The 18,089-nt window shown below is 45.7% G+C and carries 12 protein-coding genes; 8 read left to right on the top strand and 4 right to left on the bottom strand.

Features of this window, described 5'->3' with window-relative positions; translation table 11 throughout:
• The coding region (locus CES82_RS09735) for an LPXTG cell wall anchor domain-containing protein (RefSeq protein ID WP_143466304.1) at window positions 1-4,556 on the top strand (4,556 nt) is incomplete at its 5' end.
• Window positions 4,557-4,883: 327 nt separating this feature from the next.
• Here the strand turns inward: CES82_RS09735 and CES82_RS09730 are convergent.
• Window positions 4,884-5,636: an NUDIX domain-containing protein gene (locus CES82_RS09730; RefSeq protein ID WP_098825815.1), complete on the bottom strand. Its 753-nt coding sequence runs from the start codon at window positions 5,634-5,636 to the stop codon at window positions 4,884-4,886.
• Window positions 5,637-5,821: 185 nt separating this feature from the next.
• Between CES82_RS09730 and CES82_RS09725 the strand changes: the two genes are divergently transcribed.
• From CES82_RS09725 to CES82_RS09715, 3 genes are all read left to right on the top strand, one after another.
• Complete coding sequence (locus tag CES82_RS09725; protein WP_098825813.1) at window positions 5,822-6,928, top strand: glycerol dehydrogenase; 1,107 nt, start codon at window positions 5,822-5,824, stop codon at window positions 6,926-6,928.
• Between the two features lie 273 nt (window positions 6,929-7,201).
• A complete protein-coding gene (locus tag CES82_RS09720) occupies window positions 7,202-7,717 on the top strand; it encodes an ECF transporter S component (RefSeq protein ID WP_439959062.1) in 516 nt (171 codons plus the stop codon).
• Window positions 7,718-7,807: 90 nt separating this feature from the next.
• Window positions 7,808-8,860 (top strand): D-alanine--D-alanine ligase family protein, encoded by a 1,053-nt coding sequence (locus CES82_RS09715; protein ID WP_098825809.1) that lies wholly within the window; start codon window positions 7,808-7,810, stop codon window positions 8,858-8,860.
• Between the two features lie 79 nt (window positions 8,861-8,939).
• Here the strand turns inward: CES82_RS09715 and CES82_RS09710 are convergent, their stop codons facing one another.
• Together CES82_RS09710 and CES82_RS09705 are read right to left on the bottom strand one after the other, a co-directional pair.
• Complete coding sequence (locus CES82_RS09710; protein ID WP_180245721.1) at window positions 8,940-10,043, bottom strand: GGDEF domain-containing protein; 1,104 nt, start codon at window positions 10,041-10,043, stop codon at window positions 8,940-8,942.
• A 221-nt stretch (window positions 10,044-10,264) separates the two neighbouring features.
• Window positions 10,265-10,483, bottom strand: a complete 219-nt coding sequence (locus tag CES82_RS09705) for a DUF2187 family protein (RefSeq protein ID WP_098825805.1) — start codon at window positions 10,481-10,483, stop codon at window positions 10,265-10,267.
• A 274-nt stretch (window positions 10,484-10,757) separates the two neighbouring features.
• Here CES82_RS09705 and CES82_RS09700 point away from each other — a divergent pair, with 274 nt between their 5' ends.
• The 4 genes from CES82_RS09700 (at window position 10,758) to cydC (ending at window position 16,845) form a co-directional block, all read left to right on the top strand.
• On the top strand, window positions 10,758-12,218 hold the full coding sequence (locus CES82_RS09700) for a cytochrome ubiquinol oxidase subunit I (RefSeq protein ID WP_098825803.1): 1,461 nt from the start codon (window positions 10,758-10,760) through the stop codon (window positions 12,216-12,218).
• Window positions 12,211-13,218 (top strand): cytochrome d ubiquinol oxidase subunit II, encoded by a 1,008-nt coding sequence (cydB, locus tag CES82_RS09695; RefSeq protein ID WP_098825801.1) that lies wholly within the window; start codon window positions 12,211-12,213, stop codon window positions 13,216-13,218. The genes CES82_RS09700 and cydB overlap by 8 nt, the downstream gene beginning before the upstream one ends.
• Window positions 13,219-13,379: 161 nt before the next feature.
• Window positions 13,380-15,116, top strand: coding sequence for a thiol reductant ABC exporter subunit CydD (gene cydD / locus CES82_RS09690; RefSeq protein ID WP_098825800.1), 1,737 nt, complete (start codon window positions 13,380-13,382; stop codon window positions 15,114-15,116).
• Window positions 15,103-16,845 (top strand): thiol reductant ABC exporter subunit CydC, encoded by a 1,743-nt coding sequence (gene cydC, locus CES82_RS09685; protein ID WP_098825798.1) that lies wholly within the window; start codon window positions 15,103-15,105, stop codon window positions 16,843-16,845. Before cydD ends, cydC begins: the two co-directional genes overlap by 14 nt.
• Window positions 16,846-17,095: 250 nt before the next feature.
• Here the strand turns inward: cydC and CES82_RS09680 are convergent, their stop codons facing one another.
• The gene (locus CES82_RS09680; protein WP_098825796.1) at window positions 17,096-18,019 is read right to left on the bottom strand and encodes a polyprenyl synthetase family protein; all 924 of its coding nucleotides are present in this window, start codon (window positions 18,017-18,019) and stop codon (window positions 17,096-17,098) included.
• Between the last annotated feature and the right edge of the window lie 70 nt (window positions 18,020-18,089).

The raw sequence follows: 18,089 nt of genomic DNA, 5'->3' as shown, positions 1-18,089 counted from the left end.
GGAGTGAATTAGTGCCTGAATTAACCGCCGCAGCAACTGCTGTTAAAGGTTTCCAGAATACGGTAGATAACGGTGGTGCTTACAGCAGTGCAGACTTCAAGGCGGTTACAGATGCCGGCAAACCAGGTGATGAGGGTTATACCACTACGGTCACCCGGACGGTTCACTACACGAAGAACCAGGCTAGTTACACGAAAGGCGATCCTGGTGATCCTGCTAAGAACGATCCCGAAGGGACGCAAGCCAAGTATCTGGAAGGTACGATTATAGTAAATCGAGTAAACGCCGGTGATTACAATGTTCAGGTTACCCCAACGAAAGTTAATGTGAGCCGAACCGCAACCTTGGACGAGAATGGCAAGGTCATTTACAGCGATTGGACGATTGATGGTACAAATACCACTCTAGTCGGTGCATTAACTAATGCCGATGCCGCTGTAGCAGGTTATACTGACGAAGTTGCTGATGGTGATGCGTACACTAGTGATAATTTCAACAGTGCGATTGACACAGCTACGCCAACCGCTGACGGCTATACTGACAGTATTACGCGGACGGTTACCTATACCAAGAAGACGTATACACAAGGTACTCCAGGTGGTGACGATGATCCAACAGGCACACAGGCACAATATTTGACAGGTACAGTTACAGTGAAACGGACAAACACCGGCGACTACACCGCAACTGTCGCTGACAAGACGGTGAGTGTTAGCCGAAGCGTTAGTCTAGATCGGACTGGCCAGTTGGTATACACGTCATGGACAGTTGACGGAACAAACGATGTTCTGGTACCTGAACTAACAGCTACGGATGCCACTGTAAAAGGCTACACGGACACAATTACCAAAGGCAATGCTTATACTAGTGATGACTTTAATACCGCAATTGGTACCCAAACACCTGATAAAGATGGGTACAAAGCAGAAACAGAACAGATTGTTAACTACGCATTCAATTCAACTTCTACTCCGGATCCAGATGGTGGTAAGACGATCACGAAGACGGATGAATCTGATAAAGTTGTTCAAATCGAAAAAGATTGGCCTGATGGCGATAAGACTGTAGTTGATATCGACAACACTACTGGGATTATTGTTGTTACCGAAACACCAAACGGTAAACCAAGCTTGACACCAGTTACTGTTCAGCCAGGCGAATCTGTTAAGACTGGTAAGACCACGGTTGCTAATAATGAACCAACCGATGGCGTCAGCTTAACTCATGATGCGCCAGGTACTGCCACTGATGGCACACCAACCACTGGAACCACCGGTGAAGTTGTAACGCCTGATGGAACTCGGACTTACTTCAAGAGCAGTAATGGCGAAGGTGTATCGACCACTTCTGATGATTACTACACTACTGGTACCACTGATGATCCATTTGGTGGTAAGACAATCACGAAGACGGATGGTTCAGGTGCAATCACTCAGATTGAGAAAGACTGGCCAGATGGTGACAAGACGGTGGTTGACATTGATACAGATACTAACGTCGTTACGGTCACTGAAACGCCAAAAGGTAAGCCGAGCCTAACCCCAGTTACTGTTCAACCAGGTGAGTCTGTCAAGACTGGCAAGACCACCGTTACGAATAATGAACCAAATAACGGTGTCAGCTTGACTCATGACGAACCAGGAACTTCTACTGATGGGACGCCAACAGGCGGTACAATCGGTGAAGTAGTCACCCCAGATGGCAAGCACAGTTACTTCAAGAGCAGTAATGGTGAAGGCGTATCAACTACTCCTGACAAATACTACACTACTGGGACAACTGACGATCCATTTGGTGGTAAGACGATTACGAAGACGGATGGTTCTGGTGCAATCATCCAAATTGAGAAGGATTGGCCAGATGGTGACAAGACGGTGGTTGATATTGACAAGACTACTGGCAACGCTGTAGTGACTGAAACGCCAAAGGGTCAACCAAGCTTGACGCCAGTTTCAGTGGCACCAGGTAAGGATATTACTGTAGGCAAGACCACGGTTGACAACAATGAACCAAACGGTGGCATTACCTTGACGCATGAAACACCGGGTACCGCTACCGATGGGACACCTACTACTGGTACAGTCGGTGAAGTGGTCACCCCAGATGGCAAGCACAGTTACTTCAAGACGCAGGTACCTGATGGCGTATCGACGACCAAGGATAATTACTACACCAACACCACGACTGAAGATCCAAATGGTGGCAAGACCATCACTAAGACTGACGGTTCTGGCTCAATCGTTCAAATTGAAAAAGATTGGCCAGATGGTGACAAGACGGTAGTTGATATCGATACTGATACTAACGTCGTCACGGTCACTGAAACGCCAAAAGGTCAACCGAGCTTGACTCCTGTCACAGTTCAACCAGGTCAAACTGGCAAGGCTGGTAAGACGACGGTAGCCAACAACGAACCAAACGATGGTATTACCTTGACGCATGAAACACCGGGTACCGCTACCGATGGGACACCGACTACTGGTACAACTGGTGAAGTGATTACCCCAGATGGCACCAAGACTTACTTCAAGACGCAGGTACCTGATGGTGTATCTACTACTAAGGATGATTACTACACGAACATCATTACCGATGATCCAAATGGTGGCAAAACCATCACCAAGACTGACGGTTCTGGTTCAATCGTTCAGATTGAAAAAGATTGGCCAGATGGTGACAAGACGGTAGTTGATATCGATACTGATACTAATGTGGTTACAGTCACTGAAACGCCAAGTGGTAAACCAAGTTTGACTCCTGTAACGGTTCAACCAGGTGATTCAGACAAGACTGGTAAGACGACTGTTACTAATAATGAGCCAGATGGCGTAACTCTCGGCCATGATACAACTGGCACTGATACCAACGGCAACCCAACTACTGGCACAACCGGTGAAGTAATTACCCCAGATGGCACCAAGACTTACTTCAAGACGCAGGTACCTGATGGTGTATCTACTACTAAGGATGATTACTACACCAACACCACGACTGAAGATCCAAATGGTGGCAAGACCATCACTAAGACTGACGGTTCTGGCTCAATCGTTCAAATTGAAAAAGATTGGCCAGATGGTGACAAGACGGTAGTTGATATCAATACTGATACTAACGTGGTTACGGTCACTGAAACGCCAAAAGGTCAACCAAGCTTGACTCCTGTCACAGTTCAACCAGGTCAAACTGGCAAGGCTGGTAAGACGACGGTAGCCAACAACGAACCAAACGATGGCATTACCTTGACGCATGAAACACCGGGTACTACTACCGATGGGACACCTACTACTGGTACAACCGGTGAAGTGATTACCCCAGATGGCACCAAGACTTACTTCAAGACGCAGGTACCTGATGGTGTATCTACTACTAAGGATAATTACTACACCAACACCACGACTGAAGATCCAAATGGTGGCAAGACCATCACCAAGACTGATGGTTCTGGTTCAATCGTTCAAATTGAAAAAGATTGGCCAGATGGTGACAAGACGGTAGTTGATATCGATACTGATACTAATGTGGTTACAGTCACTGAAACGCCAAAAGGTCAACCAAGCTTGACTCCTGTAACGATTCAACCAGGTGATTCAGACAAGACTGGTAAGACGACTGTTACTAATAATGAGCCAGATGGCGTAACTCTCGGTCATGACACAACTGGAACTGATACCGACGGCAACCCAACTACTGGCACGACTGGCGAAACAGTTACCACACCAGATGGAACTCGGACTTACTTCAAGACGCAGGTAACCGGTGGCGTTTCAACCCCAGCTGATGGCTATTACGTCACAACCACGACGACTGACGTGGATGGTGGTCAAACGAAGACGACTGTTGACGGCAGCGGAGCGGTTACTCAAGTTGATAAGATTTGGCCGGATGGTGATCAAACTGTGGTTGTCATTGATAAGACTGGTAATGCGGTCTTTACCGAAACACCAAATGGGCAACCAAGCTTGCCTAGTCAGACGGTTACGCCAGGTGGGACAGCCACAATTGGTGGCACAACGCTGGTCAATAATGAGCCGACAAATGGCATTCAGTTGACCCATCAAACAACTGGCAGCACGATTGTGGAAACCGTCGATCAGGGTGGTTCAGTGAACGTTGTGGTTACGCCAAATAACAACGGCGGTGACAATTCAATTTCCACTGATACCGGTGCTGGTACTGGAACAGGCACGACAACACCAGAAACACCAACTAATGGTGGCGACAACACCACAACAGGCGTTGACAAAGGAACTGGAACTGAAACTGAAACTGAATCAACCCATGGTCAAACAACGACTGGTGGTTCTTCGACAGGTTCAACTGGCAGTACCGGTGTTGTTAATACTACTGTTGCGCAAGGTCAAGCCGTGAGCGGCAAGCAAGCTACTGTAGCTGGCACGAACAGTCATGTTTCTGACCAGACTCAGCAGGCCGATGCTCAAGGCAAATTGCCACAAACAAGCGAAAATGAGAGTGCTGCGGGTGCAACCATTGGCCTGAGCCTACTCGGATTGTTAGCTGCACTTGGCTTCAAGCGTAAGAAGCGTGATGATGAGTAATCATCATTGAGTTTGGCAACGTGGACTAAGTCACGTAAAAACGACTTATCAATATCCTGAATAGGATGTTGGTAAGCCGTTTTTTGTTGAAACATAAAACAAGCGGTGACATAAGTCTATATTGATAAAAATTTCATTTGGTTTCTTAACTTAAAGTTTGCTTTTGTTCAATACTTTAATCTAGTCTAAACCTGCGCCACAACTCAGATTCCGGCCATTTAACACAAAAAACGTATGCCGACAAAGTTCATCGGAATACGTTTTTTTGCGTTAAATTCTGGAATCTACCGAATTGTGCCACACGCTCTAAACCACTTAATCCGTCTATTAGAGATAGCGAAGCCGAAAGACCTTTGCGGGGCGACCAGGACGAGTTTGAGCGGCCGTTCCCACCATTTCAAAGATATGACGGTGGTTCTTTTTGAAGTTGGAGTTGTCGATATCTTCCAGCTCAATGTGTTTGAAGATTGAAAAAACCCGTCTTGCTTGTTTGAGTGTGAACATGGAGCCTAAAATCAACAGAATGTTAGGTTGATAATCCAATTTATTCGTGATTCGGTCGCAAGCAATTTTAAGAATCCAATCGTGATCAAAAGCTAATGATGTCTGCGGATCGGCCTTTCGCTCAGCCAGCGCGGCATAGTAGTCAGTCTGAACCGTAATCGGTGTGGTGGCAAAGTGATATTGACCATTGTTAAAGGTGTTTTGATCACCCTCTGATGCCATGCTGAACCAGCGTGCGTCACTGGCACCGTAACCTGGGACTAAGTCGGGCATTTCCGGCAAAAAAGTCATGTAGGCGAGTGAAAGGGTCCGTTGACCTGGTGTTCGTTCAGGGTGAGTGAAAGTTGCTAATTGTTCGGTATGGAAGCTAGCCAGTTTTAAGCCAATCTTTTCACGAACTAAGCGAAGCGCGGCTTCATCAGCGCTTTCGTCTGTTCGCATCTCGGTCTCTGGCAGTGCCCAAAATTGTTCGAAAGGTTGATCAGTACGCCTGACCAGTAGCAAATTAACTTGGTGATTTTCACGGTCAAAACTCCAAATGATATTTGTGATATTAATTGTAAATTGCTTTGCCATACGCGTTCCCTCCAAGTTATTGCTACTTTTTTGCTTCTATATTCATTCTACTTTAAAAAGTTTAAAAATAAAGTATTTAAAACCATTTAACTGCTGATTTTTGCTGGAAACAATGAAACCGCATACATTGGCTTTATATATGGGTTATAATGGTAGTGTCAATAAAATATTGGAGGTAATCACCGATGACAAAGATTTTTGGTAGTCCATCAACGTATGTTCAAGGTAGCGGTGCGTTATTCGACAGTGCTGAAGCGCTGCATAAACTGGGTTCAAAGCCAGTTGTAATGGCAGATGCCACCGTTTACAAAATTGTGGGTAAAGACTTTATCGATTATTTGGGTCAGCAAAAGTTTGACGTTCACAAGGTGACCTTTAAAGGCGAGGCATCCGAAAAAGAAATCGACCGGATCACAGAAATTGGCAAAGACTTCGGTGCTGATTTGATCATTGGTCTGGGCGGTGGCAAGACGCTGGATTCAGCTAAGGCCATTGCGGATAATCTCAAGTTACCAGTGGCCATTTTACCAACCCTGGCTTCTACGGATGCGCCATGCTCAAGATTGTCGGTGATTTATACCCCAGACGGCAGTTTCGAAAAGTATCGTTTCTACAGCAAAAATCCTGACCTAGTATTGGTTGATACTCAGCTAGTCGCCAACGCACCGGCTCGCCTGTTAGCTTCCGGAATCGCGGATGCTTTAGCCACCAACGTTGAAGCACAAGCGGTGGCTAAGGCTAATGGTCAGACCATGCTGAACGCTAAGCAGACGCTGGTTGGCAATGCTATTGCTGAGAAATGTGAAGAAACGCTCTTTGCTTACGGTACCCAGGCATTGGATGCTGCGGAAGCTCATGCAGTTACCCCAGCATTAGACAAAATCATTGAGGCCAATACCTTAATGAGCGGCGTTGGGTTTGAAAGTGGCGGTTTAGCAGCTGCTCACGCGATTCATAACGGGTTGACTTCGCTATCTAATGAAGCACTTCACGAAAAGACCCACGGTGAAAAAGTGGCTTTCGGAACGTTGACCCAGCTCTTCTTGGAAGGGCGTGACACCGACGACATCAATTCTTATTTGGAATTTGATTTAGCCTTAGGTCTGCCAACCACCTTTGCTGACTTAGGTATCGCTGATGTTTCGGATGATGAGCTGCTGCAAGTTGGTCAAGTTGCCACCGCGCCAGCAGATACCATGTCTGAGATGCCATTTGAAGTTACCCCAGAGGACGTTGTGGCCGCAATGAAGGGTGCTAACGCGTATAGTCGGGCAATTCAAGGTTTAGCCTAAATATATTAAAATAACTGTTAGATACCATGGTTTCTGGCCGTCAAAAACGGTGAAAATCATGGTATTTTTATGATCTACGGATGATATGTTCGGACAATTAATTACTCGTCGCTTATTGATTGTTAAATGCAACTAATCGCGGTAAAATGATAGCCGTTCTAAATAGGCAAATTAGATGAGCCATGTGAGGAGGGGAACAACATCAACACGCAGAGTCGCGCTTACCGCATTTCAATCCTATCGTTATTTATCGCAATTGTTTTTATTCAAAGTATGGTCCCGTTTTTAGGGTATATTCCGGTGGGACCGTTTAGTATTGTCATTATTCAAGTGACGGTGGTCATTGCCGCCGTTTTACTCGGTCCCAAAGATGGTGTTTGGGTCGGTTTCACCTGGGGATTTATCAACTGGATTCGGGCGTTTGTTTGGCCAACCAGTCCCATGGCCATTTATGTTTTGGTTAATCCGCTAGTCTCAGTGTTACCACGACTGTTGGTGGGACTCATCAGTGGCTGGGCATTGCTGAAGATGGTACGTAACGTCCACGAGGCAAAGGTGTGGCAGCTTTCATTGACCGGGATTATCGGATCGTTGGTTAACACAGTGCTGGTACTGGGCTTCATGGCAGGCATGTACTATATGGGCTGGCTACCCCTTGATAAACTGAACGTTAAGGCCTTTATGCCATGGCTGCTTGGCATCATGGCGACTAACGGGATTCCTGAGGCGATTATGTCAGGTATTCTGGTGCCGTTGATCAGTAAACCCTTGTTGCGATTTGTAAAATAATAATTCAATGAGACCGTTTGCCAAAATCTAGCTCCGTGAATTCTTTTCTGCTATACTTAAGATTCTAAGAAAGAAGCGGAGGAAAAAATTATGAAGATCGTGGTATTAGCGGGTGGTCGCTCAACGGAACGCAACGTGTCCCTATCTTCTAGTGCTAAAGTAGCGAATGCACTACGGCGCAAGGGCTATGAAGTTGCTTTGGTCGATTTATTTCTAGGCTTGCCAGATGCTGACGAGCAGTCAATGGCAAACTTGTTTATGAGTGAGGAACAAGACATCGATCTCAATATCTCAGATGAGATTATGACTGATGACGTGATCAACGCTCTACGTCCAGACGGGTCGACACAGCTGTTTGGCCCGCATGTGTTAGACATTTTAGCCATGGCAGACATTGTGTGGATCGGTCTGCATGGTGGCGATGGTGAAAACGGCAAGGTTCAAGCTGTCCTTGATTTAAATAATATTCCGTACACTGGTAGCGGTGCCTTAGCTTCCGGCATCACGATGGATAAGAGTGTTTCTAAGGAAATTATGCTGTATAACGGTATCCAGACCGCTAAGTTTGTCAATATCCGTAAAGAGGATTCCGGTACGGTTGTACTGCCGTTTGGTTTCCCAGTAGTAATCAAACCTGCCAATGGTGGTTCCAGTGTTGGGATGTATATCGCTAAGAACGATGATGAATTCAAGAAGGACTTAAAAGAAGCCTTTGAATTTGACGATGAGATTCTGGTAGAAGAATACATTGATGGCCGTGAGTTCTCCATGGCAGTGGTCAACGGCAAGGCGTTGTCCGCTATTGAAATCATCGTTACGGATGGTTGGTACGACTTCGAACACAAATTTGTGACGGGTAACACCACTAAGTTTGTGACACCTCCTGATATTCCAGACGATGTGCATGATGAGATGAAACAAATCGCGTTGAAGACTTTCAAAGCGTTAGGCTTAAGTAACTACGGCCGAATCGACTTTTTCTGGAACGACAATGGCTTGTATGTGATTGAAGCTAACTCGTTACCAGGGATGACGCCACTTTCACTAATGCCACAAGAAGCTGAAGCGGACGGTATCCGTTACGATGATCTGTGTGATCAGATCGTGCAGGGTCAAGTAAAGGCTTTAGGCTTAAATGCGTAATTAAATAAGCAAATAAAAAAATAAGCGTTATTCCGATTCTTGTCGGGATAACGCTTATTTTTTAATGACTATTAGGTTCCTATCTGCCATTCACTGTACAGCCCTCTAACGTGACTCGGTCGCGCCCTCGCTGCTTTGACAAGTATAGACTGCGATCAGCTAGCTTATAAATATCGTGTACGTTATATTGGTCGGGCCTGCTATTCGCTTGACCAACAGAGACGGTGACGTGGACGAATGAATTACCAAATTTGAAAGCCAGCTGACTAATTCGTTGCCGGATATGGTTTGCTAACCCCGTGGCAAATTCGTAACTTGAACAGTCCTCCCGAACAATCAAGCAAAACTCCTCACCACCGATTCGGTAGGCGTTTGATTGGTAAGGGGTACTAGCAGCAAAATGGGCCAGTTCCTGTGCAACTGCCTTAAGAACGGTATTACCTGCTAGATGACCAAAACTATCATTGATTTGTTTAAAATGATCGATATCAAATTCAAATACAGCGTAGGGTTCCTGATTAGTTTGAAAATTTTCGTAGGCGGCGTTGAGGTCTTTATCGAATTTACTGAAGTTATAGAGTTGAGTAAGACCGTCCAATTTCGCTAGTTCAGTCACTTGATTGGTGTGTGCTAAGAGCCGGTTGGAAGCTAAAGTGTATTCAACCCCAAGGACACTGAGAATTTCTAGTGAAGCAAGCTGCCTTAGCCAAAAATAAGGGTCGGTTGGTACGGAGAAGATACTCATAATTAATGCGAAGGAAACGACAGCCATCGTATCCATACCAAGGTACATCATGACTGGATGCTGGAGTAGTTTTGTTCCCCAATGGTAGCTAGCAAAAACCACAGCGATAAAGGCTAGACTGTAAATCACCGTAAAAAAGCTCATCTGTTTCGAATAATGCCAAATATAGGCGATCATCAGCACGACCTGGGCGGCAGTCGCAAACGGCAGGTTCAGGTAGACGTTAAGCAGAAAGGAACTGATAATGAGCATGTTTAAAAAAGCCCAATGCATCCCAAATGCAGCTGGTGCCACTGAGGAATTGAGCCACGATTCACCCCAAAGATAGGTGAAGTATATCGTACAAAGAACGGTTTCCACTTGTGGTCTGAACCGGTTGATCCAGGTGTTAGACAGTTGCTCTAGCCAGATCAAAAAGGAGATGGTACCACTTAACACGATGATATTGGTAATCAAGGACAGGATAAATGATGCCCAAATAACGGATGTCTTTATGGTAAACGCCCCCCTATACGGATAAATCACTTACTTCAATCATAGCAGAATGACAATCAGTTTTAAAATATTATGGTAGTTATTTTTGATCGTTATTGTTAGACAAAATAAAAGCACTCAACATCATCAATATCGGTGGTGTCGGGTGCTTTTATATAACCTGATTAAACTTCATCGTTATCGGATTCAGGATCCGTCTCTGGTGCTGCTTTGATTAATTTCAACTTTTTCTTGTTGATCACAACGCGATCGTGATACTTATCCAAAATTTCTGTATCATCACTTTTAAACGTAACCATAAAGGAATTCTGGTATGCTTTATCGATGAACCCGGTAAAGTCTTGGCCTTCCAGCTTGAAACTTACTTGATCGCCAATTTTCATTGAACTCATCTCCCAAAATTAAACATTCATATAAGTTACTCGAAAATTGATGATTTGTCAATGAATTGACAACTTTTTAAGGCAAAATTTGGAATTTAATGGATATTTGTAAGGGCTTACAGTTGAAGATTCGATTATCAGTCGATATAATTAGGTTTGTAACATAGGATTATTATATCTGAATTATTGCGGGGTGCTTTTGCAATAATTCACTAGACTGTTCGTTTATGTGCATTTCGTAACTAGTCTAGAAACTTTTGTTAGGGGGGGTATCATGTTAAATGCTGGTTTAACCGTTTTAGGCCTATCGCGGTTTCAGTTTGCCATGACGACTGTGTTTCACTTTTTCTTCGTACCATTTTCAATTGGTTTAGCATTCGTTGTCGCCGTCATGGAAACAATGTACGTGGCCAAAAAAGACGAAACGTATAAGAAGATGGCCCAATTCTGGGGTAAAATGTTCCTATATAGTTTCGCAGTTGGTGTGGTGACAGGGATCATCCAAGAATTCCAATTTGGGATGAACTGGTCGGAATACTCACGGTTCATGGGTGATATCTTTGGTGCGCCATTAGCCATTGAAGCGTTGGCTGCTTTCTTCTTGGAGTCAACCTTTATTGGTCTGTGGATGTTCACTTGGGAACGCTTCAAGCCGAGGATTCACGCACTGTTTATTTGGTTGGTTGCTATTGGGTCATCGCTTTCAGCGGTGTGGATCCTAGCAGCTAACAGTTTCATGCAAAATCCTGTGGGCTTTGCCATCAACAAATCCACTGGCCGGGTCGTCATGACCAGTTTCAGTGCCGTTGTGAAGAACCCGCAGTTATGGCTGGAATTACCTCACGTTCTCATGGGGGCTGGCATCACCGCTTCGTTCGTTGTGGCGGGTTGCTCAGCATGGCGTCTGTTAAAGAAGGATCACGTTTCCTTCTACCGGAAGTCATTGAACGTAGCACTGGTCATTGGGTTGATTGCAAGTTTAGGCTCCGTTGCTTCAGGGGACTTTCAGACGCGGTATCTGATCAAAGAACAGCCGATGAAGTTCGCCGCAATGGAAGGATTGTACAAGGACTCTACCAATAAGGGCGAGTGGGCAATCTATAGCAGCTTCAACACGAAGCAGCATAAAACCACGTCTTCTTTGGATGTGCCTTACGTTTTGAATATTTTAAGTTATCACAAATTTTCAGGAACGGTTAAGGGTCAAAACACCGTTAATAAGGAACTTCACGCGACTTACGATAAGAAGTTCGGGAAGAATATGAATTACTACGTACCGACGAAGACACTGTTTTGGAGCTTCCGTTTAATGGCAGTTGCTGGCGGCTTATTTGCCTTAGTCGCCATCGTTGGTCTGTTTTTCAACCGAAAGAAATCCCAGACCATCATGAAACAGCGCTGGTTCCTGTACATTATGGGACTCATGATCTGGTTACCGTTCTTGGTTAACACGGCCGGCTGGTTCATCACTGAGTTTGGTCGTTATCCATGGGTCGTTTATGGCTTGCTGACCATCGCTGACGCTGTTTCGCCGACGTCTACCGTGGGATCGCTGCTATTTACAAATATCGTTTACTTCTTACTCTTTGCGGGATTAGGACTGGTCATGATTGTTCTCTCACACCGGGCGCTCAAAGCAGGACCGGATGCTGTTCAAATGAACGGTTATTCATCGGAGGACACTGAGGGTAAAGTCGAAGATCCTTATGGAACGGAGGCGTTTAACCATGACTAGTGCGCAAATTCTCTGGTTTTTACTAATTGGTGTGCTGTTTAGCGGTTTCTTCTTCCTCGAAGGTTTTGATTTCGGGATTGGGATGGCGGTTCGATTCTTTGGCCGCAACACTGCCGAACGCGATACCATTATCCAAACGATTGGCCCTCATTGGGATGGCAATGAAGTCTGGCTGATTACGGCTGGTGGTGCCATGTTCGCGTCGTTTCCAATGTGGTATGCATCGTTATTCTCAGGCTACTACTTGGTCTTGTTTTTGATTTTGGTGGCCTTGATTTTCCGTGGCGTGTCCTTTGAATTCCGTGCTAACATGAAGACTGAAACTTGGCGGAATTTCTGGGAATGGGCTGCCACTATTGGTAGTTTCTGCGCCGCTTTCTTATTCGGCATGATGTTCACCAGTATGATTGAAGGAGTGCCAATGGATGCTGAAGGTAACATCTTTGGCAGCTTTACCACGTACGTCAACTGGTTCTCACTGGTCGGTGGCGTGGCGGTTACGCTGATGTGCCTGATTCACGGCCTGAACTTCTTACAGCTTAAGACGTTAGGGACGTTGCGTGACCGGGCGCAGGCCTGGAACAAGCTTTTATACCCCGTTTTGATTGTGGGTGAGGTTTTGTTTGTTGTATTGCTGTACATCTCAACTGATTTCTTCGCTAAGAAGCCGGCATCTACTTGGTCAATTTTGATTGTGCTCGTACTGCTGACCCTGATTGCATGGTGGGGTGTTTTGAAAGCGCACAACTGGACCGCCTTTATCGCCAGCGGGCTATCATTGATCAGCATCGTGGTCTTGATTTTTAACGGGTTATTCCCACGGGTCATGATTGCGACGAACAGTGCCCATTCTATTTTGATTAAAGATGCTTCAAGTTCACCGTACACACTGCATATTATGACCATTGTTGCTTTCTCGATTCTGCCGATCGTTTTAGTTTACTTCATTTGGAGTTACTGGGTCTTTTATAAACGGCTTAAGAGTCCAAAAGCGGCTTAGATTTTAATAGGTGTTTAAAAAAAGTTCCCGAGTTCAAATTTAGAGCTCGGGAACTTTTTTGTTGAAAATGGCATTTGTACAATTGATTCACGTCCAAATCATAGTACATGAAAGCGGTTTAATGATACACTATACTTTGTATAGTATTGGAGGGGAGTAACTTGATAGATAAGCGTTTATTTAAAATTCCGGGGATCACACCCCGAATCATTATGATTGCGATTTTGACGTTGATTCAGGCCGTCATGATCGTGATTCAGGCGCGGGCGCTGTCGATTGCGGTGGTTCAGTTATGGGAGCTGAAACCACTGGCAACCATTGTAACGCCTACCGCTGTTTTTGCACTGGGCTTTTTGTGTCGCCATCTCATTACAGTGGCTCAGAACCGAACGTTTTATCCCTTTGTGGAGAAGACCACTGGGGAGATGCGTGAACAGTTAATGACGAAACTGTTTCGCTTGGGGCCAAGTCTAGTTGAGAAAAATGGTACAGGCAACACGGTCACCATGGCCCTTGAGGGAATCGACAAGGTACAGACGTATCTGATGCTGATTATCATCAAAATTATGGATATGGGGATCACTCCGTGGGTCATTTTGCTCTACATTGCCTTTTTGCAGTGGAAAGAAGCTGCTTTTTTGCTGATCATTTATCCGGTTATTATTCTGTTCATGATCATTCTCGGCTTGGCAGCTCAGAGCAAAGCTGACCGGCAGTATGCGGGTTACCAGCGATTATCGAATAATTTTGTAGATACCTTAAGAGGGCTCGGCACACTGAAACAGCTGGGGTTATCCAAGCGTTACGCGAACAACGTGTATTCGGTCAGTGAAGATTACCGTAAGGAGACCATGGCAACGCTGCGTATCGCTATGACGTCCACCTTCGCACTAGACTTCTTTACCACACTATCGGTTGCCGTGGTAGCGGTGTTTTTAGGCTTTGATTTAATGGATGGCAAAATTATGTTGCTACCAGCTTTGACCATTTTAACGCTGGCACCGGATTACTTTTTGCCGGTTCGTAACTTCGCCAACGACTATCACGCGACCTTGAATGGTAAAAATGCATTGAAAGCCGTGTTAGATGTTTTAGAGACGCCTGAAACTAAGCAGCGTGACGAACTGAAACAGTTAACTTGGCACGATGATTCTGCGATTAAATTTGATGATGTTTCGCTGACTTATGAAGATGCGGATCAGCCAACACTAAGCCATATTTCTTTTGACGTTCACGGTTTTCAAAAAGTGGGTATCATTGGGGCATCAGGATCTGGGAAATCAACGTTGATCAATCTGATTGGCGGATTCTTGACCCCAGATGAACCAGATCACGTGAGTTTAAATGGTCAAAAGTTAGCGCATTTAAGTCAAGAAGTTTGGCAGCATAACAGTATCTATATTCCGCAGGCACCTTATCTGTTCCACGCAACGCTGCGTGACAACGTTCGTTTTTATCAGCCAGATGCTGATGACGCGACGATTAAAGCGGCTTGTGATAAGGCAGGACTGTCAGACTGGATCGCTGAAATGCCAGCAGGGTTAGACACCATGATTGGAGAAGGTTCTCGTGGCGTCAGTGGCGGACAGGCACAACGAATCGCGTTAGCCCGGGCCTTTCTGGATGACAGCCGGAAGATCTTGCTGTTTGATGAACCCACGGCTCACTTGGACATCGAAACTGAAGCCGCCTTGAAGGAAGATATGCTGCCTTTATTGGATAACCGGCTAGTCTTCTTCGCTACCCACCGGTTGCATTGGATCAACCAAATGGACTATGTCTTGGTCATGGATCACGGCAAGCTGGTGGAACAGGGGACACCTACTGAATTAGCGAAGCATGATGGCCCATACACGAAATTGCGTGCTGAAATGGGGGGATTACATGCACTCGATTAAACAGACATTTGCTCATGATACTTGGGTCATGCCATACCTGCGCAAGTATAAATGGTTGTTGATACTGGTGTTATTTCTTGGCATGATGACCTTTCTCTCCGCCGCGGCGCTAATGTTTAATTCTGGTTATTTGATCAGTGAAGCGGCACGGCGGCCAGACTCAATTATTTATATCTATGTGCCCGTAGTTTTGGCACGGGCGTTTGGGGTTGCTCGACCAGTTTTCCGTTACTCAGAACGGCTCACTTCTCATAATTGGGTACTGCGGATCGTTTCCGATTTCCGGAAGAAGTTATATCAAGCCGTGGAAGTGAAGGCTTCCGCAATCAAGCAAACCCACCAAACTGGGGATATTTTAAGTATTCTAGCGGATGACATTGACCACATTGAAAATTTGTATCTGCGAACGGTCTTTCCTATCGTCATCGGCTGGTTACTATACCTGATTATTGTAATTGGCGTGGGTGTTTTCAGTTGGCCGGTAGCCTTACTGATGGCACTATTGCTTGGCGTCATCGTGCTGGTGATGCCACTGCTTTCTGTAGCAGTCAACGGTGCACGTGAGTTTAAGCAAAAACAGATTCAGTCTAATTTCTATACCAGTTTAACGGATGAAGTTTTGGGGCTCACTGATTGGGTGATTTCTGGGCGTTACCATGATTTTATGGCGTTGCAGAATAAACCCATCAAGCAGATTGCCGCACTGCGGCGCAAGGACCATTTCTTCCAGTGGTGGCGTGGTTTTGGCGTCCAGTTCTTCTTCATGCTGGCGGTACTGACGTTATTGATCTGGTCAGGAACGTTCTTCACGGCCAGCAAGGGCATGGCTAACTGGATAGCCGCGTTTGCGCTAACATTGTTTCCGATTGTTGAACCATTCTTGGAAGTCAGTCAGGGTGCCAGTGAATGGCCAGTCTATCAACAGTCCATTGAACGGGTCAATCAGCTATCCAACGATCAGCCTAAACAAATTGCGCAGACAAAGTTGAGCGAACCGGTTAACGAAATTAGCGTGGATCATGTGACTTTCAGTTATCCGGGTGATGACAAGCAAATTCTTAAAAACGTTTCGTTGCAGATCAAACGGGGTGAAAAGATCGCACTGTTAGGACCAAGCGGAACGGGGAAGAGTACCTTGCTGAAATTACTGTTGGGTGATCAGGCGCCAACAACCGGGACTGTTACGATTAACGGGACACCGGTCAGTGAACTGCAGGATCAGCGTGCCCAGCTTTTTGGGGTACTGGATCAGCAACCCTACTTGTTTGATACGTCAGTGATGAATAACATTCGTCTCGGTAATTTGAACGCAACGGATGAACAAGTCAAGGCTGCGGTTGAAGCCGTGGAACTTAAGCCGTTGATTGAATCTCTGCCGGACGGGTACGACACAGAAGTTCAGGAATCTGGCTCGCGGTTCTCTGGTGGTGAACGGCAACGGCTGTCGTTGGCAAGGATTCTCTTACAGGACGCACCGATCATTGTGCTGGATGAACCCACGGTCAGTCTGGATCCCATCACTGAACGAGAGTTATTGGATACGGTGTTTAAAGTTCTGCACGATAAGACGATTATTTGGGTAACGCACCATCTGGCTGGTATTAACCACGTGGATCAGGTACGTTTCCTGGAGGATGGCGGCTTTGATATGCAGGGGACACCGCGGGCGCTGTATCAGGATGAGCCACGGTTTAGGAAGTTGTATGAGTTGGATGAGGGGAAAGTTTAGAGTGTGAACGCAAGCGTTTAGAGAGTGGAGAATAAGGCGCAGGCGACAGAAATCCCGGGTTTGGATTTTTGTCGCCTGCGCCTTATTTGCAACTCTCTGCTTGCGTGAACACGTTTCGACTAGGTAAGAGTGTGAAAGAGAGCGTTCAGAGACTGGAGTCTAAGACGCTTCTAACAGAAGGCACGGCGTACTTTGACGTGGGTTCTGTTAGAAGTGACTTAGATGCAAGTCTCTGCTCTCTTGACCACGTTTAAAGCAATCGCCCAACAAACTGCCGCAAATCCGTTTGTGCTTTCCCAGTTGGCAATTGATTTAGCAGGTCATCAATGTGATCAGTTAGCTGTTTATACTGAGCTTCGACTGTTGGCTGATCAAGTTGGTTTTGGATTAACTGAACGTCTTCTAGCGTTAAAGTCTGACGCTTTTCAAGCAATTGGCGAATCTCGGGCTGGTTCATACTCAAAATGAGCGGTAACGGGTACTGACCGTTTTGGAGGCTACCCAATAAATTCTGTTGATCGTTAAAAGCGAGCTGAATGTCTTGACTGACTTGATACGCATTACCGATCGTTGTTCCCAGTTCAGCGCTAAGCGTAACAAGTTCAGGGGTTGCACCCGCAATTCTGGCACCCTGCTCAGCGCTAAATTGAAAGGCTTCGCCAGTTCGCTGATTAATTTCCGCAAAATAGTCGGCTACAGTTTCGGTGAAGTCAAAACGGTGCTGCAACTGATCTAAATGGCCGGTAAGAATGCGTTGCATGGCTTTTAAATGATCAGAAAATTCGGATGAGGAAGGCGCCGTCTTCAAAATTTCCTCAAAGTAGCGGGTGAACAAATAATCTCCGGCGTAAATGGCATTGCGTTGCTGATTGTGACCGGGATTGGGAATTTTCAGCTTGTCATCGGAAATTTGGTCGTGAAATTTAAGTGCCAGATGTAAGAGTTCCTGAGCACTGGCACCGGCTAATAGCTGATCTGGATCATGATTGGGACCCAGTTCGGCAAACAGGTAAAAAATGCCCGGCCGCAGGAACTTGCCACCCGACTGAAGAAGTTTTAGTATTTTACTATGTATGGGTTGGTCTGGCAGGTCAATGGTCTTAAGCAGGTAACGTTGTAACTGTTTAAGTTGCTCTTGCACCTGTGGGGTCGCTGCCCAAAATGATAAGTTCATCGAAATTCTCCTTTGTAAAGCGCTATGTTTAAGATACAAAGCTCACGCACCAATGTCAATTTTGGCATCA

Source organism: Secundilactobacillus silagincola, assembly GCF_002583405.1.
In the GTDB taxonomy this organism is placed as follows: Bacteria; Bacillota; Bacilli; order Lactobacillales; family Lactobacillaceae; genus Secundilactobacillus; species Secundilactobacillus silagincola.
This window is presented reverse-complemented; position numbering and strand designations above follow the sequence as displayed.